Raw genomic sequence first — 21,890 nt, forward strand, 5'->3', positions numbered from 1 at the left:
TGTAATGGAAATGAATATTTATTGCAGTAACGAACGAAAAAGAAAGGGGAATGTGGATGGTGAGGAACCCGGCGGGATTTTGGAAGCGATTGGCGGCTAATTTATTAGATGGCATCATTGTCGGTCTTCCCATTGCGCTGATCGGATATTTGGTGACGAACAGCTGGGAGGAAAACTGGTTTACTACGGCGGCGAATGTTATTTACGCCATAGTAGTGCCGGCGCTTTGGTCTGGATATACGGTGGGGAAAAGGCTTCTAGGCATCCGTATCGCCAAAGTCAATGGCGGGAAAGTCGGAATCGGGACGATGTTTTTGCGGTCCGTTGTTGGCGGGCTCGTTTATTTCATCACCTTTGGCATTGCGCTGATTATTAGTGCTATCATGGTGGCGGCGCGCGAAGATAAACGTTCGATTCACGATTTTATCGCCGGGACGTATGTGACGACAGAGAAGTTAGCGTAAGTGACTAGAAGTTTGATCCTCAATGGGTGTCTAAAAAGAGACGCCCGTTTTTTATGGTCAAATTTATATTCTATATGATCTGTGATAGTAAAAGAAATTATTCAACAAGCAAACAGGAATGAGAAAATGATTTTCTATCGTTTTGATTTGCATCTTCAATTATTATGTTAAGAAAATAAATAAGGAACTGATATATCTTTTGTAACAAGTTTTTTATCAGAAAATTTGATAAAAAATTTATTTTAATAGAATGAAAGGAAGTGATATAATTTAGTAGTACAGAAAAAAGGAGGGAAAGAGATTGTCGCTACATAGCTATATTTTGCGCACGATGTTTATCGCTATTCCCGGAACCGCTTTCATCAACATTGTTGTATGCTTGGCGAACGGCATCCGCGGCGCGGCATTTTGGTGGACGTTTGTAGCCACCATATTATTGGGGGCTATGGTCGGTATTATTTCAGCTATGTTGAATTATCGGCGTTTTATCGCGCCTATTGCCGTCATTAATCATCATTTAGGAAAAATGACAAATGGGGATTTGTCCACACGCGTTCCTGTTAACGAAGTGAGACAATTAAAAGCGATTGCGACTTCGCTCAATAAGATGACGGAGACTTGGCAGGAAGTCGTTTCCAGTATTCAGCGCCATTCTGATGAGATGACACAATTTTCCGGACAGTTAACAACCATTGCCGAACAGACGACGAAAGCAACCGAACAAATTGCATCGACAATGGAAACGATTGTGTCTAATTCCGAGCAACAAGCGAAAACGGCGCAAGAAACCTCGCGGGCCATGAATGAAATTTCCGATACTCTCACACAAGTAGCTGACAATACAAGACACGTTTCTACAAACGCAAGTGAAACATCAGCGAAAGCGGAATCCGGAAAGCAATCGATTTCACAAATGGAAGAGCAAATGCGGTTTATTTATGAACATGTCCAGTCGCTTGGACAAGTCGTAAAAGGGCTTGGCGAACGTTCAAACGAAATTGGGCAAATTACGCAGGTGATTACCGGCATTGCTTCGCAAACGAACTTGCTTGCATTAAACGCGGCAATTGAGGCAGCAAGAGCCGGGGAACAAGGAAAAGGTTTCGCCGTTGTGGCGGATGAAGTTCGCAAATTGGCGGAGCAGTCCGCACAGTCGGCGCAACAAATTTCTCAACTAATTGCGTATATTCAGGAAGAAACGGAAAAAGCGATCGAATCGATGGAAACGGTCGTCAACGAAGTGTCGCAAGGGCTTCATTTTGTGCAAACGGCAGAGCAGTCTTTTGAACAAATTCGCGAATCGATCAGCGAAGTCAACGTTCAAATTGAACAAGTATCGGTGACGATCGAACAAATGACGGAAAACGCGAAGCGGGTAGCTGCTTCCATTGGCGATATGGCGGAGATGGTGGAACAATCTTCTTCCGGATCGGCGAATATTTCGGCGGCGACGCAGGAACAAATGGCGGCGGTCGAAGAAATTGCTTCATCGGCGTCATCGTTAAGCAAAATGGCGGAAAATATGCAAACGATGTTAAAACGATTTACCGTGTAAAAAGGCGAAGTTCTGATTATCGTGTAAAAATTCGCTCTCCATTCAGTGAAAATATCTCGGATTTAATCGTGTAAAAAGAGTATTTACATTGTTGTATTAATGTGTTAATATTAAGAAAAATTAAATACGTATCATCGCTTATCTACTAGGGGAGTCCAATAGCTTGGACTGAGAAAAGAACGCGCTTAAGTTCTTTGACCCTTTGAACCTGATCTGGGTTATGCCAGCGTAGGGAAGTAGATAGCGGGAGTGTATGTGTTTGTTGCGTACGTTTCGGCTATTTGCGTTCCATCGGGTTCCCTAGGGAGCCCGTTTTTATTTTCTTCGCATATCATATCTCCCGCCCATCACCCCCTCGTTTTGGTGCAACTTCAGGTCTCCAAACTATCATTTAAGGAGGAGAGAAGCAACATGCAAAACATCGCATCTTTCATGCAATTCCCCGCCAGCAAAAAGGTGTACATCGAAGGTTCCCGGCCGGATATTCGCGTTCCGATGAGGGAAATTACGTTAAGTCCGACGAAAACGGAAACAGGAATCATTGAAAATGAACCTGTTCGCGTTTATGACACAAGTGGGCCGTACACTGATCCTGATTTTCAGCCGGATATTCAAAAAGGATTGCCGCCATTAAGAAAACGCTGGATTTTGGAAAGAGGAGATGTGGAAGAATACGAAGGACGCCCAGTGAAACCGGAAGATAACGGCTTACGCAATGGAAAACAATCAGAGATTGTTCTGCCTTTCAAGAGAAAACCGCTGCGCGCTAAAAAAGGGAAAACCGTTACGCAAATGCATTACGCAAAACGAGGAATTATTACGCCGGAGATGGAGTTTGTCGCGATTCGCGAAAATATAGACCCGGAAATCGTGCGCCAAGAAGTTGCCGCGGGCAGAGCGATTATTCCTTCGAACATTAACCATCCAGAAAGCGAACCGATGATCATCGGAAGCCGCTTTCATGTGAAGATTAACGCGAATATTGGCAACTCCGCAGTCACGTCGTCGATTGAAGAAGAAGTCGAAAAAATGCTGTGGGCGGTGCGCTGGGGCGCCGATACGATTATGGACTTGTCGACAGGAAAACATATTCATGCGACAAGGGAATACATTATTCGCAACTCGCCTGTGCCTGTCGGGACGGTTCCGATTTATCAGGCGCTCGAAAAAGTGAATGGCGTCGTTGAGGATTTAACGTGGGAAATTTACCGCGATACGCTGATCGAACAAGCGGAGCAAGGTGTCGACTATTTTACGATTCACGCTGGGGTACTGCTTCGCTACATACCGATGACGGTAAATCGAACGACCGGCATCGTTTCGCGCGGCGGTTCGATTATGGCGCAATGGTGTTTAGCGCACCATGAAGAAAACTTCTTGTACACGCATTTTGAAGAAATATGCGAGATTTTGAAAACGTACGATATTGCCGTATCGCTTGGAGACGGGCTGCGGCCGGGATCGATTGCCGACGCGAATGACGAAGCGCAGTTTGCCGAATTGGAGACGCTCGGAGAATTGACGGAAATCGCTTGGAAGCATGATGTGCAAGTGATGATCGAAGGTCCGGGGCATGTGCCGATGCATAAAATTAAAGAAAACGTCGAAAAACAAGTCGAAATTTGCAAAGGTGCGCCGTTTTACACGTTAGGTCCGCTTACGACCGATATCGCGCCGGGATATGACCATATTACATCTGCAATCGGGGCGGCGCTTATCGGCGCGTATGGAACGGCGATGCTTTGTTACGTGACGCCGAAAGAGCATTTAGGACTGCCAAACAAAGAAGATGTGCGCGAAGGAGTAATCGCTTATAAAATCGCCGCCCATGCCGCCGATTTGGCAAAAGGGCATCCTGGAGCGCAACAGCGCGATGACGCGCTCTCGAAAGCACGCTTTGAGTTTCGCTGGAACGACCAATTCAATCTTTCGCTTGACCCGGATCGGGCGCGGGAGTATCATGATGAAACATTGCCGGCTGAGGCAGCGAAAGTCGCGCATTTTTGCTCGATGTGCGGACCGAAGTTTTGTTCGATGAAAATTTCTCATGATTTGCAACGAGCGGTCAAAGAAGAAGGGATGAAACAAAAAGCGAAGGAGTTTGTCGAAAATGGTTCGTCCCTCTATCGTTGACGTTCAAGAGTTGCAAAAGGAAATTGCTGAACTGAAAGAGAAAATTTTTAAATTGGAACAGCAAATCGCCCATATTCAAAAAAATTGCCGGCATTCGTTTTTTGAGACGCCGTTTATGCGCAAATGCGTCAAATGTCACTACGTAGAAATTTTATATTATTGAATAACATCGTTGGATAAAGATGATATATGGCTAATTCATCTCCCATTGGAATGGGAATGGGGATGAATTAGCTTTTTATTTTGGTTTTTAGTGATTTTTTCGCGTTTTTTTAACATATATTTTATGGAAATGCAATGATCGCTGATGAAGTCCAGGAATTTGTGTAAAAAGAAGCGGACACAAAGATGTTTTATTTTTCGGAGACATAAGTTTGCTCGACTGAGAGTCGAATTTTACACAAACACTAGGACTTGGCCATGATCGCTTGTGGAGAGGCGTTTGCGCATGATGAATGACAAGGTGCGGGATATGGAATCATTATTTACATACTATTCAGAATTCATTAAATTGAATGTAGAAACGATTTTCTGTTTGGAGGGAATGAAACATGAGTAAATTTTCCGATTATACAAAAACGATTTTTATTGACGGAAAATGGCTAGAAGCGCATAACGGCAACACGCTTCCAGTACAAAATCCAGCTACGTTAGAGACGATTACGGAAGTTTCATACGGCGATGAAACGGAGGCGGAACAAGCGGTACGCGCAGCAAGCCGGGCGTTTCCGCAATGGTCAGGGAAAACGGCAAGAGAACGGTCGCAACTGTTATATGCCGCATATGAAAAAATGCTGGAATATAAGGAGGAACTAGCTGTCATTTTAACAACAGAACAAGGGAAACCGCTAAAAGAAGCAAGAGCGGAAATGGACGCGGCGGCAAGCTACTTTCTTTGGTATGCTGAGGAAGCGAACCGCCTGTATGGAGAAATTATCCCTTCTTCAAACAAAAATAAACGTCTGATGGTCATTCCGCAACCGATTGGCGTTGTCGCCGCGATCACTCCATGGAACTTCCCGGCTTCTATGATTACGCGAAAGCTTGCGCCGGCCCTTGCCGCTGGATGCACGGTCGTGTTAAAGCCAGCTCCGGAGACGCCGCTGACCGCATATCGAATCGTGAAGATTCTCGAAGAAGTAGGGCTTCCTCCTGGTGTGGTCAACCTTGTCACTGGCGATGCCGTTTCGATCGGAAAGTGTTGGATGAGCCATCCGGATGTGCGCTTGATTACGTTTACTGGTTCGACCGAAGTCGGTCGCCTGTTGATGAAAGGAAGCGCTGATCAAGTGAAAAAACTGTCGCTGGAGCTGGGCGGCCACGCGCCGGTTATCGTATTTGAGGACGCCGATTTGGACTTGGCGGCGGAGTTGACGCTGGCGAGCAAGTTCCGCAACTGCGGGCAAACGTGCATTTGCGCCAATCGCGTCTATGTGCAGCAAACGGTTTGGGATGCGTTTGTGGAAAAATTGACAGCGAAAGTGCACCAGCTTTCGATTGGCAGCGGGTTGGATGAAACGACCGATATCGGGCCGTTGATTAATGAAGAAGCGGTAAGAAAAGTGCAAGACCATTTAGACGATGCCGTGCAAAAAGGAGCTTCCGTTCTTTATGGGGGAAAACGATGGAAGGGGGCGTACCCAGGATATTTCTTTGAACCAACGGTGTTGGCAAACGTCACGAAAGAGATGAAAGTGATGAACGAGGAAACGTTTGGCCCGCTTTTGCCACTGCAGCCGTTTGCTGATGAGATGGAAGCGGTTCGCCAAGCGAATGATACGCAATATGGGTTAGCTGCCTATATTTTTACGGATTCGATTCACCGCGCGTATCGTGTGATGGAGAAGCTGGAATACGGCATTGTCGGCATTAATGATGTTTTCCCGGCCACGGCTGAAGCGCCATTTGGCGGCGTGAAGCAATCAGGATTAGGAAAGGAAGGCGGCAAAGAAGGAATTTTCGAGTTCGTCGAATTGAAGTACGTATCGATGGGAATCCGTTCCTTGTAACTGAACGTTTCTGCATTCATCCGCGGCAAGGGCACATGAACACATCCCTTGCCGCATAAAGTGTATAAGTATGAATGATGAAACACCACGCAGCCTATTGCAGCTTTATCGGCGATCTGCATGCGTAGACAGCGGCCAGTTCCACCAACATATTTTGATAATACTGGCTGTTTGTTTTTATTTGTAGGAAAAGATTAGCCGCCTGCCCCGTTTGCCGTTATATTTGCCAACGTTGACGCCATGAATGAAATAAGCGAGCAAAAGCATAGATTAAGAGGGAAGAGATTTTTTATGCGAGAGGATAGGGATGAATATGTTTTCCGATATCGTCCAAACGATGCCTCCTTATTTATTTTCGCAGTTTCAAAAGAAGAAAGAAGAGTTGATCAAGAAGGGGATCGATGTCATTGATTTAGGAATCGGCGCTCCTGATTTACCGCCGCCGTCTTTTGTGGTGGAAAAGTTAAAAGAAGAGTTAAACGAGCCAACCAATTATACGTATTCGCCGTATGCGGGGTGCAAGGAATATCGGGAAGCAGTAGCACATTTTTACGAGCGGGAATATGGAGTGCAGTTGGATCCCGATACCGAGGTGTTAGCGTTAATCGGGTCAAAAGAAGGAATTGTTCATTTGCTGCAGGCTGTGCTCAATCCAGGCGAGATTGTATTGGTTCCTGACCCAGGTTATCCTGTTTACCGCACCGCAGTGCATTTCGCACGGGGGAAAAGCGTTTATTTGCCGCTCGATGCAGAAAATGATTATGTTCCTCTTTTTTCCAAGCTCCCTTCGACCATTTATGAGGATGCCAAAATCATGTTTTTAAATTATCCGAGTAATCCAACGACGGCCACTGTCGGCATGGATACATTCGCCGAAGCGGTTTCGCTGGCAAGAAAGCACCGTATCTTCATCGTCCACGACTCCGCTTATTCGTTTGTTACGTTCCAACAATTTAAAGCGCCAAGCATTTTACAAGTAAACGGGGCAAAGGAAGTAGCGGTCGAATTCGGCTCCTTGTCGAAAAGCTACAACATGGCGGGCTGCCGCATTGGTTATATCGTCGGAAACAAAGATATGATTAAAGCGCTTTCGATTATAAAAAGCAACACGGACACTTGCCAGTTTCTTCCGATTCAAAAAGCGGCTGCGGCAGCACTGATGAGCGACCACAAGTCTGTGCAAGCAAATAACCGAATCTATGAGCAGCGAATGAATATGATGGTCGAAGCGCTGCAAGCATTGGGAATGAAAGTGCAGCGTCCGAAAGCGACATTTTTTCTATGGATTCCTATTTTCAAAGCATATTCATCCGCGCAATTTGCCGCGAAGCTGCTCGAAGAAGCGGGCGTGATTGTCACTCCAGGAACAGCGTTTGGGCCGTCGGGGGAAGGATATGTCCGATTATCCTTATCTGCGCCGATAGAGCGGCTGCGGCAGGCGGTTGAGCGGTTGAAACAAGTCAATTGGGAGGCGTAGAAACGATGAAACAGACGATCCGCAACATCACAGTGGCCAAAGCGATCGTTCATTGCCTGAAGCAAGAGGGCATCTCTCACCTATTTTGCGTGCCGGGAGAAAGCTATTTGCCGCTGATGGATGCCATTTTTGATGAACCTTCACTTCAACTGATTTCGGCCCGCCATGAAGGCGGCGCTTCCTTTATGGCGGAAGGCTATGCAAAAGCGTCGGGAAAACCGGGTGTTGTGCTGGCGACGCGGGGAGTCGGAGGCGCTAACTTGGCAATCGGTGTCCATACAGCAAAACAGGATTCCACGCCGATGGTCATATTGTTAGGACAGGTGCACCGCCATTTCCGCGGCAGGGAAGGATTTCAGGAAGTCGATTTAGACCGGTTTTTCCAGCCGATTGCGAAATGGACCGTGGAAATTCGCGAGGCGGAACGAATACCGGAGCTGGTGCAGCGGGCGTTTCGCGCTGCGAAAACTGGCAGGCCAGGACCTGTCGTCATCTCGCTTCCGGAAGATATATTTCTTCAAGATATTGGCGAAGCGGTAATTTCGGATATAGATATACCGAGACCTGCACCAAGCGCAGAGGATGTGTGGAGCGTGCAGGAAATATTGCAAAGGGCGAAGCGGCCAGTTGTCATTGCCGGTGGAGGAGTCAAGCTAGCGAAGGCAGAACAGCTATTGCGGTTATTTGCTGAAAAATACTCCATTCCTGTGATGGCTGCTTTCCGGCGGCATGACGTGTTTCCAAACGACCATCCGCTTTATGTCGGCCATCTTGGATTAGGAACGCCCAAATCGATCATCGAAACGGTACAACAGGCCGATGTCGTGATCGCCCTTGGGACGCGATTATCGGAAGTGACGACGCAAGATTATCGTTTGCTGTCTCCGGATCAGACGCTGATTCATATCGATATCGACAGCGATGTGTTAGGAAAAGTATACCCGCCGGCTGCAGCGATTGTAGCGGATTGCAAAGAGGCGCTTGCCAAACTGCTGGAAACTGCTGTAGAGCCATCTTGGGGCGATTGGGCGGCAGCGAGACGGAAACAATATGAGCAAGCATCGGCGCTTCCGGCGGAAAAACGGAACTTTAATGAAGCGATCATCGCCAGCTTGCAACAACATTTGCCAAATGATGCGATCATTACAAATGATGCTGGCAATTTCGCCGGCTGGTTGCATACCTTTTTCCAATTTACTGAAAAACAGATGTATATCGGTCCTACTTCCGGCGCGATGGGATACGGCATGCCAGCGGCGATTGGCGCAAAATTGGCACATCCGGAGCGCGTTGTCGTTTCTCTATCAGGAGACGGCGGTTTTATGATGACGATGCAAGAGTTAGAGACCGCTTCTAGATATCATATTCCCATTATTAGCATCGTTTTTAACAATCGCATGTATGGAACGATCCGCATGCATCAAGAGCTTCACTTTCCAAAACGGGTCATCGGGACGGACTTAGGGCATGTGTCGTTTGCCGAATTGGCGAAATGTTTAAACGCCAACGGCATTCGCGCAGAAACAGAAGAGGCATTTGCTAGAGCGCTCATTCAGTCTTTTAAGGAAACAAAACCGACGGTGATCGAAGTCATGACAGATCCAAACCAAATTTCCGTGACCGCGACGATCGACGAGCTGCGAAAGCGGTCGAATTCTCGGTAAATATTTGCATAATAGCCATGATCGTCGATGCATAGATTTTTTAATAGAAAATGAATGATAAGGAGGGAGCTGGCTTGTGAAAGTATTGAATTTTATTAATGGGGAATGGAAAGCGTCGATGAGCAGGCAATTTGCTCCGGTGATCAATCCGGCAAACGGCGAAACGATCGGAGAAGTGACGGTTTCGAGTGAAGCGGATGTCGATGCGGCGGTAAAAGCGGCGAAGGCCGCGCAAAAAGAGTGGGCGCTCGTACCGGCGCCAAAACGGGCGGAAGTGTTATATAAAGTCGGCTATTTATTAAAAGAGAGAAAAGAACAGCTCGCTAGACTGTTAACGATGGAAATGGGAAAAGTGCTCGAGGAAGCGCGCGGGGAAGTGCAAGAAGGGATTGACATGGCGTTTTATATGGCTGGCGAAGGGAGGCGGTTATTCGGCGACACGACTCCTTCGGAATTAAAAGATAAATTTGCGATGAGCGTTCGTGTGCCAGTTGGAGTTGTCGGCATCATCACTCCATGGAATTTTCCGATTGCGATCGCCACATGGAAATCGTTCCCGGCCATTGTTGCCGGCAATGCGGTCGTATGGAAGCCGGCGCTGGAAACACCATTGATGGCCCAGGAGCTGGCGAAAATATTCGAAGAAGCAGGATTGCCAAAAGGGGTGTTCAACGTTGTTCACGGCGACGGTCCAACGGCAGGAAATGCGTTGGTAGAGCATCCGGACGTGCAAGTGATTTCCTTTACCGGGTCAAACGAAGTCGGGCGGATGATTGCCGAAAAGTGCGGACGCCGCTTGAAAAAAGTGTCGCTGGAAATGGGCGGAAAAAATGCTGTCATTGTCATGGATGACGCCGATTTATCGTTAGCGGTAGAAGGCATTTTGTGGAGCGCATTTGGCACGTCAGGACAAAGATGTACGGCATGTAGCCGCGTCATTGTTCATGAAAAGGTGAAAGAAGAATTAGAAAATAGATTGTTAGAAGCAATGAAGACATTAACGATTGGAAACGGATTGGACGAAAACGTCAAAGTCGGCCCGGTCATTAGCGAAGAAGCGCTGCAAAAAATTGACCGTTATGTGCGAATCGGCAAGGAAGAAGGGGCAAAGCTATTAACCGGGGGATATATTTTGCGGGATGGAGAGTATCAAAAAGGCTATTATTATGCTCCTACTCTCTTTACGGATGTTCAACCAACGATGCGCATTGCGCGCGAAGAAATTTTCGGACCGGTTGTCTCGATTATTTCGGTAAGCAGTTTAGAAGAAGCGATTGCTGTGAACAACAGTGTCGATTACGGATTGTCTAGTTCCATTTTTACACGGGATGTCAATAAAGTGTTTCAAGCAATGCGCGATTTAGATACAGGCATTGTCTATGTCAATGCCGGCACGACCGGGGCGGAAATTCATCTGCCGTTTGGCGGCACGAAAGGAACGGGAAACGGCCATCGCGACTCTGGCGTCGCGGCGCTTGATGTGTTTACCGAATGGAAAAGCGTGTATATTGATTTCAGCGGCAAATTGCAGCGGGCGCAAATCGATATTGACGAATAATCGAATTCATCAGCGAAAGAATAAGGAGGCGCATGCCATGAAAGCGTTAGTGCTTGGAGCCGGCTTGATGGGAAAAGAGGCGGCGCGCGATTTAGGGCAAAGCGAGAGCGTTTCCGCCGTCACTTTAGCCGATGTCGATATACGAAAGGCGGAGACCGTTTGCCGGCAGCTGCATTCTAACAAATTGAAAGCAAAGCAAGTTGATGCGGCGAATGAAAAAGAGTTGGCGGCGCTAATGCGTGAGCACGATGTTGTCATTAACGCGTTATTTTATCGTTTTAATGAAATCGTAGCGAAAACGGCGATCGAAGTCGGAGTGCATTCCGTTGATTTGGGTGGGCATATCGGCCATATCACCGATAGGGTGCTGCAATTGAATGAAAATGCCAAACAAGCTGGTGTTACGATCATTCCGGATTTAGGAGTCGCGCCGGGAATGATCAATATTTTGTCAGGGTACGGTGCGGGCAAATTAGACGAGTTAAAATCGATTAAGCTATATGTCGGCGGAATTCCTGTACGCCCGGAGCCGCCGCTCGAATACAACCATGTATTTTCACTAGAAGGGCTGCTTGATCATTATACTGATCCATCCCTCATTATTCGCGATGGAAAAAAGCAAGAAATTCCGTCGTTATCGGAAATCGAAACCATTTATTTTGATCAGTTTGGCCCATTGGAAGCGTTTCATACATCAGGGGGAACGTCCACCTTGTCTCACTCTTATCCGCAATTGGAATGCTTGGAATATAAAACGATCCGCTATCCTGGCCACGCGGAAAAATTTAAACTGCTCATCGATTTGCATTTGACGAGAAGCGATTACGAAGTGGAAGCAAACGGACAAAAAGTGAAGCCGCGCGATGTGCTGCTGGCGGTTTTGTCGCCGCTTTTGGATTTAAAAGATAAAGAAGATGTCGTGCTATTGCGGGTCATTGTCGGCGGAGTCAAAAACGGCAAGGAAACGGTGTTGGAATATGAAACGATAACGTTTAAAGACCGCAAAAACAACGTGACAGCGATGGCGCGGACTACCGCCAATACGATTTCGGTCGTTGCGCAAATGATCGGAAGCGGAGTCATTCAAAAGCGGGGAGTTTATCCGCCGGAGCAAATCGTCCCGGGTGACATTTACATCAAGGAAATGGAAAAACGAGGAGTTATGATTAAAGAAAAACAATATGTCAAAGAATGAACAGAAGGCTGGTGTTAGGTAGAAAGCATCCACCTAATACCAGCCTTAATTTGTTTGGGGAACGGACGGTTGTTGTTTGCGCAAGCTGAGAAAGGCAAAGGCAATTAACGCCAGTACCATCGCCACCATAAATGGCGCTTTGGCGGAAACAGAGTGGCCGATTATCCCCGATAGCACAGGGGCAATCGCAGCTCCCATCCAGCGGACGAAGTTGTACATTCCAGACGTCATTCCGCGTTCATACGGAGATACGTCCATGACATAGCTGGTGAACAAAGCGTTATTTAAACCAGAAACAAGGCCAGACAAAATAATAAGAACGATCATCAACCATGTGCTTTGCGTTATAAATAGCAGAAGCAAAAATACAGCAAACAGCAATAAACTATAAGGCAAAATTTGCTTTGGTGTATACTTTTCTTCTAAACGGTGTGCAAGAATCGCCGAACCATATGCAAGGCAAAGTCCCCAGCCGAAAAAGACAAGGCCGATTTGAATCGCTGAAAGCCCGATGATTAACGGCGAATAAGCAAGCACGACGAAAAAGCCGTAATAATATAGCATCGCGCCGATCGCGCCTTTCAAAAAAGACGGGAATGTTAATAAATGTTGCATTTCTTTCATGCCGGGTACTTTTCTCGGTTTTCCTTTATTCGGATCATAGACAAAAAAGACGACAAGAAGAAGTGCGATAAAAATGAAAATGCTTGTTCCAATAAATGGATATCGCCATGAGTGCTGACCGAGAAGGCCGCCGACAAGCGGACCGCCCGCCATTCCAAGGCCGATGGCTGCTTCGTACAGGCCTACGGCAGTGTTTGCTTCTGGCGTTAACGCGATTAACAACGTCATCGCGGTAGCAAAAAACATCGAGTTGCCAAGCCCCCAGCCAGCCCGGAAAATCGATAATTGTGAGATTGTGTTGGATAAGCCGCATAATAAGGAAACAACGGTAACGATACTAAGCCCGATGGCCATCATCCGTTTGTCTCCTACGCGGCTCACCATCATTCCGGATGGAATCATCATGATCGCCATCGTGAAAATATATGCGGTAAACAACATTTCCACTTGCCAATGCGTCGCGCCAATGTTTTCCGCAATAACCGGCAAAATCGGATCGACAATGCCGATTCCCATGAACGCTAAAAACGTTGCAAACACGGTAATCCAGCGGGCGCGAGTTTGTCTTCCTTCCTCCATCGTTTATCCTCTCCTTTCTTCTTCCTGCAAAATCGTTTGAATCCGCTGTTCGAGTTGCTCTAACTCATTTTTTAGTTCAAGCATTTTTTTCCTCTTTTGCTCGAGCATGTCAATTTGTTGCCGAAGGTTGGAAGCAATATTTTGCAGTTCTTGTTTTTTGTCGTCTTGATTGACAGCGTTGCGATACTCGAAGCGATGGGATTCGATCGTCTCTTTCAACGTTAAAAAATGATGCAATTCTTGTAGCGAAAATCCTAGCACCTCGCGAGCAACAATCACTTTTTTTAGCTGTTCGATATTTTCTTCCGTATAAAGGCGAGTCCCTTTTTCGCTACGTTCAGGTGGCTTGATGAGTCCGATTTCTTCATAGTAGCGAATCGTTCGTTTCGTTAATCCTGTTTCTTTGGCGACGTCGTCAATTTTGAAACGCTTCATGTTGTTCCTCTCGCTTTTTTATTATCGTAATAGTTATTATCGTAGATAATATAACATTAACGTTAACGTTAAATTTTGTAAATAGCGAATAGTATTTATTTGGAAAAAGATGATGATAATGTGATGACTCGTGGATTATCGTATATCGCTCTAAAATCGTATTTGCTAGCTGCTTACGCGCAATGCATTTTTTTGAGTGTCAAAAGCTACTTTCGGCAGATCATCGCTCTCAGTTCATATAAACAAAAAAATTAGGTGGAAAAAGCGATTTTCCGGCATCTGCATGCACAGACAGTTACACAGACGAGCTATCGTATCGACACATAGTATGTACTAATCAAAAATGAAAAGGAGCGAATATTAATGGAATATGGAAGAAAGATTTGATGATGTGCTGTGCTGTGATTTTAAAGTGCCCTGCAACTCAACGGTTCCTTCCACAATTTGGAGCGGGTTAGGTGTTGAAAATATATCAGGAACACTAAATATCGCTTTTCATTGTGGATGCGGTGGCGTAATGGATGTCATTGTAAATGGAAAAAAATTAATTTCTTTGCTGGAAGGGGCATCGTTTGGCGCGACCATTTCTGATTTGCGCTCGATAGAAGTTCTTTGTCACGGTCCATCTGGTCAGTCAAGTTTTTGCGAAGGGGAATTAAAAATTGTCCTTCATTTCAATCCGTTTCAAAATGAAAGTCATTGTATTGATTTAAAAAAAACGAATTGCTTTCTATCCGATCGATGCGGGAATCCGCTTGATCCTACCGCGCCGCGTTCCATCATTTGCGAAGAACTTCGACAACAAAATGATAGAAAAAATATAAACGTCACATTGCCAGATGGCAAGTCCGTCCTTCTCCAAAAAGTTAACGTGTTGAAGCGGGGATTTGTAACAGTGGAGCTTTTTAACCAAAAAGGACGAGCATGCAAGAAATGCACATTCCCATTTTCGGAAATCGAGACGTTTCGTCTCTGTGCACCGGCGGGAACAACGGTGGAATGCAAAATAATTAATTTTGATTGCGAGGCGTATATTATTCCGCCATTGGATCCAAACGAGGAATGCTTGGAAATTATTGTTCTCATCAATATATATCAACATATCAAAATATTAGGGGAAGTCGTAATGGAAATAGTGGGAAATGTTTGTCAACCGCGGCGAAATATAGAAGGCAAAACCGGCCCGGCGCCCATGCCTTTGCCTCCATGCCCCTTCACTTTTACTTGAAAGTACCTCGGTGAATAAACGATCGATGCAAACACGGGCTTTTTGTGCTTAAGACATGCTAGTTTGTTCACTTCCGGTCTTGCCTTAAAAAAGCTTGCTCATTGTTGCTATGTGCGAGGGATATTAATCGTTCTCTTTCTTTTTTTCTTTTTTCAGCCGCCCTGCTTGCCGAGCGGCTTCACGCAGCAAAAATTCGATATGGGCGTTGACGCTGCGAAATTCTTCTTGCGCCCAGCGTTCGATAATTTCGTATAAAGCAGGATCGATTCTTAGAGGAAAGCTTTTCTTTTTTGCCATAGTGCTCCACAACCGTTAATATAGACTGCCCGTATTGATGACAGGCTGGGTCGCCCGTTCCGAAACAATGGCGACCATTAAGTTGTTAACCATATTGGCTTTTCGTTCATCATCTAACTCCAAAATTCCCTCTTTGTCAAGCTGCTCGATCGCCATTTGCGCCATGGAGACAGCGCCTTCGACAATTTTCTTTCTTGCCGCTAAAATCGCAATCGCTTGCTGACGCTGCAACATCGCGCTGGCAATTTCCGGGGAGTAGGCAAGATGCGTAAGGCGCGCTTCGATCACTTCCACTCCGGCTACTTTAAGGCGTTCTTGCAACTCAGCTGCAAGCACGTCGGAAATAACGTCCGCGTTGCCTCGTAACGTAATTTCATCATCATTGGAGAATGTGTCGTAAGGATATTTCGTGGCGACGTGGCGAATGGCTGCTTCACTTTGAATCCCCACAAACTGTTCGTAATCGTCCACATCGAAAATCGCCTTCGCGGAGTCGATGACGCGAAATACGATGACAGCGGCGATTTCAATCGGGTTTCCTTGCACATCATTGACTTTCAACTTGCTGCTTGTAAAGTTGCGGACGCGCAAAGAAACTTTTTGCCGAATCGTAAGCGGAACGGTGAGAAATAGACCGCTTTCGCGGATCGTCCCTAAATAACGGCCAAAGAAAATTAGCACTTTCGCTTGGTTTGGTTGCACAATGGTAATGCCGCTCGCTAACGCGACAGCAATAACGGCAAATAGAACAGTAATAACGATTTGTTGCTGAAGCAAACTAACAAGCGCTCCCGCCACCAATATGGCAATGCAAATAATCCCGACAAAACCGTTCATATGCCATGCCTTTGTTTCCTTCATAAGCATCCTTCTCCTTAATATCGATTTTATATTAAAGTGATATCACATTTTGAAATAAATGTAAAATGATTTTTTCGTTGATTTATTACCGCAAAATGTACTTGACAAACAATTGATTTCATGTAATACATCTTGTTATCCATTTTACTTTTATTACCATTTGATCGAAGCAATTCTCTAGCACATTTCTAAATCAAGTACATCTTTTGGTGAAGAGTCTTTTCGTTTTCTAGCTTGTTAACTATTGGGAACGTAACAATAAAGTCGCGATGACGCATAAGATCAGCAACTTTTTGTGATATTAGAGGAGATCAGGAGATAGTTTTGCGAAGTTGCTGATAAAATGCATTTGCGGTAAGATGAAAGAAAAAGGAGAAAAAATAGTTTCAGAAAAGGAGAAGAGGTGCGTTTATTTGACAATATCTTCGGAAGCGTTGTTGGCATTATTGAAAATCATTGCGATTGATATCATTTTATCCGGCGACAACGCGGTTGTCATTGCGATGGCGACGCGGAAGCTACCGAAGCACCAGCAAAATCAAGCGATTTTTTGGGGAACGGGAGGTGCGGTGCTTTTACGCATCGTATTTGCGACGGTCATCGTGTTTTTGCTAAAAATTCCGTTCGTTCATTTAGCGGGTGGATTGCTGTTGCTTTGGATCGCCTATAAAGTTCTCATTGAACACGAAGAAGAAAAGAGCATTCAGTCGTCTGACCGTCTTATTAAAGCGATTGCCACCATTATTGCGGCTGACGCGGTGATGAGCTTGGATAATGTCGTTGCCATTGCTGGAGCGTCGGAAGGACATATCGGCATGATTGCATTTGGGGTGGCGATCAGCATTCCGATTATGATTTTCGGATCCAAAGCGATCATGAAAATCATGGAGAAATATCGCTGGATTGCTTACGTCGGTTCAGGTATTTTAGCATGGACAGGCGCAAAAATGATGATGGAAGACGAAGGATTTATGCGGTTTCTCCATTTTCGGGAAGGTCCGCTGACGTATGCCGTTAGCGCCGGATTAACGATTTTCGTGCTAGCAGCTGGATATATAACAAATAAAAGAGCGGAAAGCAAAGAAGGAACGATTGTGTAAACGGAGGGATTTCTCCATGTGGAGATATCCCTTTTTCTTTCATACAGTGTAAGTACGGTTTAAGGAAAAAGGGGGAGAAGGGTAATGCAGCTTCAAAATATTTTAGTAACAGGGCGGCTATATTTAGCAATGGCGCAGCTGTTAAAAGAAAAGAAAATAAATAAAAATTTCCGTTTTGTTGCTGAAAACGAGGTTTGCCGCGACGATTTTTTTTGGGCGGACGCGTATGTAGGGTTTCGTCCAGTACCTTGCTTTGAATTTGGCAACATTCGTTGGGTGCATTCTCTCGGGGCGGGAGTAGACGCGTTTTTATGGAATAGAGAGTGGAAAGAGGACGTGTTGCTGACAAGGACGGTCGGCTCGTTTGGCGAGCAAATTAGCGAATATTGTCTGAGCTACATCCTTCGAGATTTGCAATGCCATGACGTTTATGGATGGTATCAATCGCAGCGGCAGTGGAAGCAGGTCGCGCCGCAGCGGTTGCGGAATCAATGCATCGTCATTTGCGGAACTGGGGAGATCGGGCAGCAGATCGCCCGCTATTTGCGGGCTTTTGATGTTCAGCCGATTGGCATTTCGCGAAGCGGGCAGATGAAACCGCATTTCGCCGCGGTGTTTCCGATGCATCAGGCAAGCGAAGTGCTGCCAAAAGCGAATTGGGTCATTGCGGCACTTCCTTTGACAAAACAAACGTATCATGTATTGGATGAGAAGTTTTTTGCCCTTTTAAATAACGCTAGTTTTATTAATGTAGGCAGAGGGGCGACTGTTGATGAGGTCGCGTTGTGGAGCGCATTGGAAAGACGCCATGTTCGCCTTGCCATTTTGGATGTCGTCGAAAATGAGCCGCTGCCTTCGGAGTCCCCGCTATGGCAGCATCCAAATGTCATCATCACTCCGCATATTGCCGCATTGACATCTCCAGAGGAAGCGGTAGATTGCTTTTTACAAACATTGCAGCGAATTGAAGCGGGTGAACCGCTTTGCAACAAAGTGGATGTACAGAGAGGATATTGAAAGCGGGCGCGTCCGAAACGGATGCGCCCGTTGGCGATAAGATAGGTATCAAAAGGGATTACGGTTTTTGAAATTTTGGGTATTCGAATCTTGTGGTGGAAAGTTGTTTTGTCGTTTTATTTTAAACAAAAGTTTGCTTTTGTTTGCTTTTACACTTGGCATGAAATAGAATTTCATTTCTGTTTGAGTTCATCGTTTATAAACGAGCAGATTTTATTTTTAATGGAGACTGCATTAGTCGTAAATAAAATATAGGTGTTAGAACATGTTTGAATGACAACTCTATCCGTTTCACCATATGGTGTACCAATTCTGATAGCTGTTTTCTCCTCCCCACCATAAGTATCGTCAAGTGTTACTTCTACAATATCAGAAAAGGGTATTTCTATTTTCGATAGCAGCCAACTAATCACTAAGTTATCATTTAATTTTTCTACTTTTATCCCTAACATGCATTTCCTCCAGTCTTCTGTTACTGTTACAAATATAATACTACTTATTGAACGAATCCCTCATTGCCGGGATAAACTTTTGTCCCAATACAATTATCAATATGTTTCCACCACATAATCCGATGAGCCGAAAATTTTTTTCAAAACGAAACGAAAGTGGAAAAGCTCATCGGTCCACAACAACAATGTAAGTTGCTTTCATCGGACCGTGCACTCCAACGACTAGGTTCATTTCAATATCAGCCGAGTTGCTTGGGCCGGTGATAAAATTGACGCATGAAGGGACGAGATTTCCTTTTTCGATCTGTTCATGAATGTAAGCGGCTGCCTGCGTCATGCGCGGCACGATCGTGCTTTTGGCGACGATGGCGATATACGTTTTTGGCAAGAAGCTGACGGTTCGCCCTTTTCCGTTTCCGCTAAATAACACAACCGTTCCTGACTCGGCAAGCGTGATGTCGCTAAATGTAATGCCGACGTTTGCTTTTTCAGCAAAGTCGATGTTTTTTCTGCCGGCGGAAGCGTCCCAGACGTGGACATCGATATGTTCTTTCGGCCATTCGTCGCGTAGTAAATGCGTCAATCCGTATTCGTCAAAGCGTGGATCGTCCCATGTCACGACAGGGCCGCCCCCGTGCATGGTGACCACTTCTTTTAGCGTTTCTTTTAGCTTAACGGATGTTGTTTCAACGCATTCGGTGTGAATGCGCGGACATTGCGCTTTCAACGCTTCCAATAATTCATCTTGGCTATAGCCTTGAAATACGGTCCATTGCGGCTGGTGGCGCCAATTTGGCCGGGACACCCCTGCGGTGCGCTGCTTGCGCCCGAGCCGATTGGCGATAGTTTGCAAAAACTTGTCGCGGTTATGAATCGTCCCAGTCTGCATCATTTTCCGCCTCCTTTTTGATGTTCGCGAAACCAATCGCGGAACCGTTCTTTGTTTGGCGCCGGAAACTCGCGAATTTCCGTCCACGCTTTCAGCGGTCCGGGACCTTTGGAAATGCGGTCATCATTTGTAAACGGCGTCAGCGCGCTCGGAGCGACTTTGGAACCGAGCTTGTAAAAGAAAGAAGAAGCTGCGCCTAAGCCAAACGCTTTCATCGCCAGTTTTTCCGAAATCGGCGCTTTTCCTTCGCGTTCAACGATTACTTGGCGGTGTTTCAGCAGCAATTCGTGAAGCGGAATTTTGACAGGGCAAGCTTCCGTACAAGCCGCGCAAAGCGAGGAGGCGTACGGCAGTTCTTTATAGTCGTCATATCCGCCCAATAATGGCGAAAGCACGGCGCCAATCGGCCCGGAATAAATCGAGCCGTATGAATGTCCCCCGATATGACGATACACCGGGCATACATTGACACAGGCGGCGCAGCGAATGCATTGCAATATTGGCTGAAACTCCGTGCCGAGAATGTTGGAGCGGCCGTTATCGACGATCACTAAATGAAACTCTTCCGGACCATCCACATCCCCTTCGTCACGAGGGCCTGTCAGCACCGTAATGTAGCTCGTCAATTTTTGCCCGACAGCACTCCGCGTTAGCAAGCTTACAAGCACTTCCATTTCTTCAAACGTCGGGACGATGCGCTCCATTCCCATGACGGTGATTTGCGTTTTTGGAAGGGCGGTAACTAAATCGGCGTTTCCTTCATTGGTTACGAGCGTAATCGAACCGGATTCAGCAATCGCGAAGTTGCAGCCGGTGATGCCGATATCGGCGGTTAAGTATTCGCGGCGTAGCGTTTTGCGGGCATGAAGCGCCAATTCTTCCGGTTTCTCCGTTTGCTTGTAGCCGAGTTTTTCGCGAAAAACGTCGCGAATTTGCTCTTTATTTTTATGAAGCGCCGGAGCGACGATGTGGGAAGGGGGATCGTGGTCGTCGATTTGCAAAATGTATTCGCCAAGGTCTGTTTCAATGACCTCACATCCTGCCGCTTCCAATACGGCGTTTAAGTTGATTTCTTCCGTTACCATCGATTTTGATTTAACGATTTTTTTCGCCTTTTTGCGGATGACGACATCGCGGATATAATTGTTCGCTTCTTCCGCGGTTTGCGCGAAAAAGACGTGGCCGCCGCGTTTAGCAACGTTTTCACTTAATTGCATTAAATAATAATCTAAGTTTTCTAGCGTGTGTTGGCGAATTTCTTCCCCGAGTGCACGCCACTCTTCCCAGTTTCCGAGCTCCTCGGCCGCCTCGAGCCGTCTTGTGTGCAGCCGTTCTTGCGCTCCAGCGACAGCGCCGCGCATAAACGTGTTATGAAGATTTGTTTCGACTCGTTCGCGGAAATTTGCGTTCCCAATTTTCATCGGCATGTCCGATCCCTCCCTTTTATCGGCTGTTTAGCACTTCAGCGATGTGCATCACTTTGATCGGCTTTCCTTGCCGCTCGATGCGCCCGCCAATGTTCATCAAGCAGCCGCAATCTGCTCCGATTAGATAATCTGCATTGATCTCTTCAATATGTTCGATTTTTTCATCGACCATTTGCTCGGAAATCGGCCCCATTTTGACGGAAAACGTTCCGCCGAACCCGCAGCATTGATGGGCATTTGGCAATGGAACGATTTCTAGTCCTTTGACATGTTTCAAAAGTTTGAAAGGAGCTTCTTTGACGCCGAGCAAACGCGTCATATGACAAGATGTATGGTATGTCGCGCGTCCTTGCAATGAGGCGCCAACGTCTTCTACTTTCAATACGTCGACGATGAATTGAGTAAGTTCATACGTTTTATCAGCAAGCGCTTTCGCTTTTGGCTCCCACTCCCGATCTCCCTGAAAAATGCGGGGATATTCTTTGAACATCGTTGCACACGAGCCGGACGGCGTGACAACATAGTCAGCATGCTCAAACGTGCGGATCATATGTTTCATCGCTTCCTTCGCTTCTTTCACATAACCGCTGTTGTAAGCCGGCTGTCCGCAGCACGTTTGCGCTTCTGGAAAATCAATCTCGCAACCTAACCGCTCGAGCAGTTCTACCGTTGCTTTTCCAACGTTTGTATGGAATAAGTCAACAAGACAGGTGACAAACAAGGAAACTTTCATTGTCAATCCCCTTCCAAGTAGTATCAACCATGGTAGTGAAAAGATTAGGTGAACTGGTCATCTGATGACTTTGTATAACATTAATTATATACTATTTCAGAGTTAAGTCCATATAATTGTGTAAAAAGGGAAATAGAAAAAGAGCCATGTTGCTTCCCCTTTGGTAGAATAAACAGTGGACAAACAAACACCA

20 protein-coding genes and 1 riboswitch are annotated in these 21,890 nt (G+C 46.1%); of the genes, 12 read left to right on the top strand and 8 right to left on the bottom strand.

All coding sequences use genetic code 11. The features are described from left to right. Nucleotides 1–56 precede the first annotated feature (56 nt). The 9 genes from BM278_RS12195 to BM278_RS12235 all read left to right on the top strand — a co-directional run bounded on the left by BM278_RS12195 (nucleotide 57) and on the right by BM278_RS12235 (nucleotide 12,055). The gene (locus tag BM278_RS12195; protein WP_090950075.1) at nucleotides 57–464 is read left to right on the top strand and encodes an RDD family protein; all 408 of its coding nucleotides are present in this window, start codon (nucleotides 57–59) and stop codon (nucleotides 462–464) included. A 301-nt stretch (nucleotides 465–765) separates the two neighbouring features. Beyond that, nucleotides 766–2,019, top strand: a complete 1,254-nt coding sequence (locus BM278_RS12200; RefSeq protein ID WP_090950077.1) for a methyl-accepting chemotaxis protein — start codon at nucleotides 766–768, stop codon at nucleotides 2,017–2,019. 137 nt (nucleotides 2,020–2,156) lie between these two features. Next, a riboswitch (TPP riboswitch) is annotated at nucleotides 2,157–2,271 on the top strand. A gap of 159 nt (nucleotides 2,272–2,430) precedes the next feature. Further along, nucleotides 2,431–4,152: a phosphomethylpyrimidine synthase ThiC gene (gene thiC, locus BM278_RS12205; protein ID WP_090950079.1), complete on the top strand. Its 1,722-nt coding sequence runs from the start codon at nucleotides 2,431–2,433 to the stop codon at nucleotides 4,150–4,152. Next, nucleotides 4,130–4,315 (top strand): hypothetical protein, encoded by a 186-nt coding sequence (locus BM278_RS12210; RefSeq protein WP_090950081.1) that lies wholly within the window; start codon nucleotides 4,130–4,132, stop codon nucleotides 4,313–4,315. Before thiC ends, BM278_RS12210 begins: the two co-directional genes overlap by 23 nt. Before the next feature lie 388 nt (nucleotides 4,316–4,703). Next, nucleotides 4,704–6,161 (top strand): NAD-dependent succinate-semialdehyde dehydrogenase, encoded by a 1,458-nt coding sequence (locus tag BM278_RS12215; protein WP_090950083.1) that lies wholly within the window; start codon nucleotides 4,704–4,706, stop codon nucleotides 6,159–6,161. 307 nt (nucleotides 6,162–6,468) lie between these two features. Continuing rightward, nucleotides 6,469–7,638: an LL-diaminopimelate aminotransferase gene (locus tag BM278_RS12220; protein ID WP_090950085.1), complete on the top strand. Its 1,170-nt coding sequence runs from the start codon at nucleotides 6,469–6,471 to the stop codon at nucleotides 7,636–7,638. A 5-nt stretch (nucleotides 7,639–7,643) separates the two neighbouring features. Then, nucleotides 7,644–9,302 (top strand): thiamine pyrophosphate-binding protein, encoded by a 1,659-nt coding sequence (locus BM278_RS12225; protein WP_090950087.1) that lies wholly within the window; start codon nucleotides 7,644–7,646, stop codon nucleotides 9,300–9,302. 76 nt (nucleotides 9,303–9,378) lie between these two features. Then, a complete protein-coding gene (locus BM278_RS19285) occupies nucleotides 9,379–10,860 on the top strand; it encodes an aldehyde dehydrogenase family protein (protein WP_090950089.1) in 1,482 nt (493 codons plus the stop codon). Next, nucleotides 10,781–12,055, top strand: a complete 1,275-nt coding sequence (locus tag BM278_RS12235) for a saccharopine dehydrogenase family protein (protein WP_279625765.1) — start codon at nucleotides 10,781–10,783, stop codon at nucleotides 12,053–12,055. The genes BM278_RS19285 and BM278_RS12235 overlap by 80 nt, the downstream gene beginning before the upstream one ends. Nucleotides 12,056–12,100: 45 nt before the next feature. Here BM278_RS12235 and BM278_RS12240 read toward each other — a convergent pair whose 3' ends face one another. After that, complete coding sequence (locus BM278_RS12240) at nucleotides 12,101–13,258, bottom strand: MFS transporter (RefSeq protein WP_090950092.1); 1,158 nt, start codon at nucleotides 13,256–13,258, stop codon at nucleotides 12,101–12,103. Between the two features lie 3 nt (nucleotides 13,259–13,261). Next, a complete protein-coding gene (locus tag BM278_RS12245; RefSeq protein WP_090950094.1) occupies nucleotides 13,262–13,693 on the bottom strand; it encodes a MerR family transcriptional regulator in 432 nt (143 codons plus the stop codon). 370 nt (nucleotides 13,694–14,063) lie between these two features. Here BM278_RS12245 and BM278_RS12250 point away from each other — a divergent pair, with 370 nt between their 5' ends. Beyond that, entirely contained in the window at nucleotides 14,064–14,921 is an 858-nt protein-coding gene (locus tag BM278_RS12250; protein ID WP_090950095.1) for a BMQ_0737 family morphogenetic spore coat protein, read from the top strand. Nucleotides 14,922–15,044: 123 nt separating this feature from the next. Here BM278_RS12250 and BM278_RS12255 read toward each other — a convergent pair whose 3' ends face one another. Both BM278_RS12255 and BM278_RS12260 read right to left on the bottom strand, forming a co-directional pair. Continuing rightward, the gene (locus BM278_RS12255; RefSeq protein ID WP_090950097.1) at nucleotides 15,045–15,218 is read right to left on the bottom strand and encodes a type II toxin-antitoxin system antitoxin; all 174 of its coding nucleotides are present in this window, start codon (nucleotides 15,216–15,218) and stop codon (nucleotides 15,045–15,047) included. A gap of 15 nt (nucleotides 15,219–15,233) precedes the next feature. Next, entirely contained in the window at nucleotides 15,234–16,079 is an 846-nt protein-coding gene (locus BM278_RS12260; protein ID WP_090950099.1) for an SPFH domain-containing protein, read from the bottom strand. 413 nt (nucleotides 16,080–16,492) lie between these two features. Here BM278_RS12260 and BM278_RS12265 point away from each other — a divergent pair, with 413 nt between their 5' ends. Both BM278_RS12265 and BM278_RS12270 read left to right on the top strand, forming a co-directional pair. Continuing rightward, a complete protein-coding gene (locus tag BM278_RS12265) occupies nucleotides 16,493–17,179 on the top strand; it encodes a TerC family protein (protein ID WP_090950101.1) in 687 nt (228 codons plus the stop codon). An 84-nt stretch (nucleotides 17,180–17,263) separates the two neighbouring features. Continuing rightward, nucleotides 17,264–18,196: a D-2-hydroxyacid dehydrogenase gene (locus tag BM278_RS12270; RefSeq protein ID WP_090950103.1), complete on the top strand. Its 933-nt coding sequence runs from the start codon at nucleotides 17,264–17,266 to the stop codon at nucleotides 18,194–18,196. A 173-nt stretch (nucleotides 18,197–18,369) separates the two neighbouring features. Here BM278_RS12270 and BM278_RS12275 read toward each other — a convergent pair whose 3' ends face one another. From BM278_RS12275 to BM278_RS12290, 4 genes are all read right to left on the bottom strand, one after another. Continuing rightward, entirely contained in the window at nucleotides 18,370–18,648 is a 279-nt protein-coding gene (locus tag BM278_RS12275; protein WP_090950105.1) for a SunI/YnzG family protein, read from the bottom strand. Between the two features lie 166 nt (nucleotides 18,649–18,814). Further along, nucleotides 18,815–19,537: a LutC/YkgG family protein gene (locus BM278_RS12280; RefSeq protein WP_090950113.1), complete on the bottom strand. Its 723-nt coding sequence runs from the start codon at nucleotides 19,535–19,537 to the stop codon at nucleotides 18,815–18,817. Continuing rightward, nucleotides 19,537–20,964 (bottom strand): LutB/LldF family L-lactate oxidation iron-sulfur protein, encoded by a 1,428-nt coding sequence (locus tag BM278_RS12285; RefSeq protein WP_090950107.1) that lies wholly within the window; start codon nucleotides 20,962–20,964, stop codon nucleotides 19,537–19,539. Before BM278_RS12285 ends, BM278_RS12280 begins: the two co-directional genes overlap by 1 nt. Before the next feature lie 16 nt (nucleotides 20,965–20,980). Beyond that, the gene (locus BM278_RS12290; protein ID WP_090950109.1) at nucleotides 20,981–21,697 is read right to left on the bottom strand and encodes a (Fe-S)-binding protein; all 717 of its coding nucleotides are present in this window, start codon (nucleotides 21,695–21,697) and stop codon (nucleotides 20,981–20,983) included. Nucleotides 21,698–21,890: the final 193 nt, after the last annotated feature.

It is taken from the genome of Parageobacillus thermantarcticus, from assembly GCF_900111865.1.
Lineage (GTDB): Bacteria > Bacillota > Bacilli > Bacillales > Anoxybacillaceae > Parageobacillus > Parageobacillus thermantarcticus.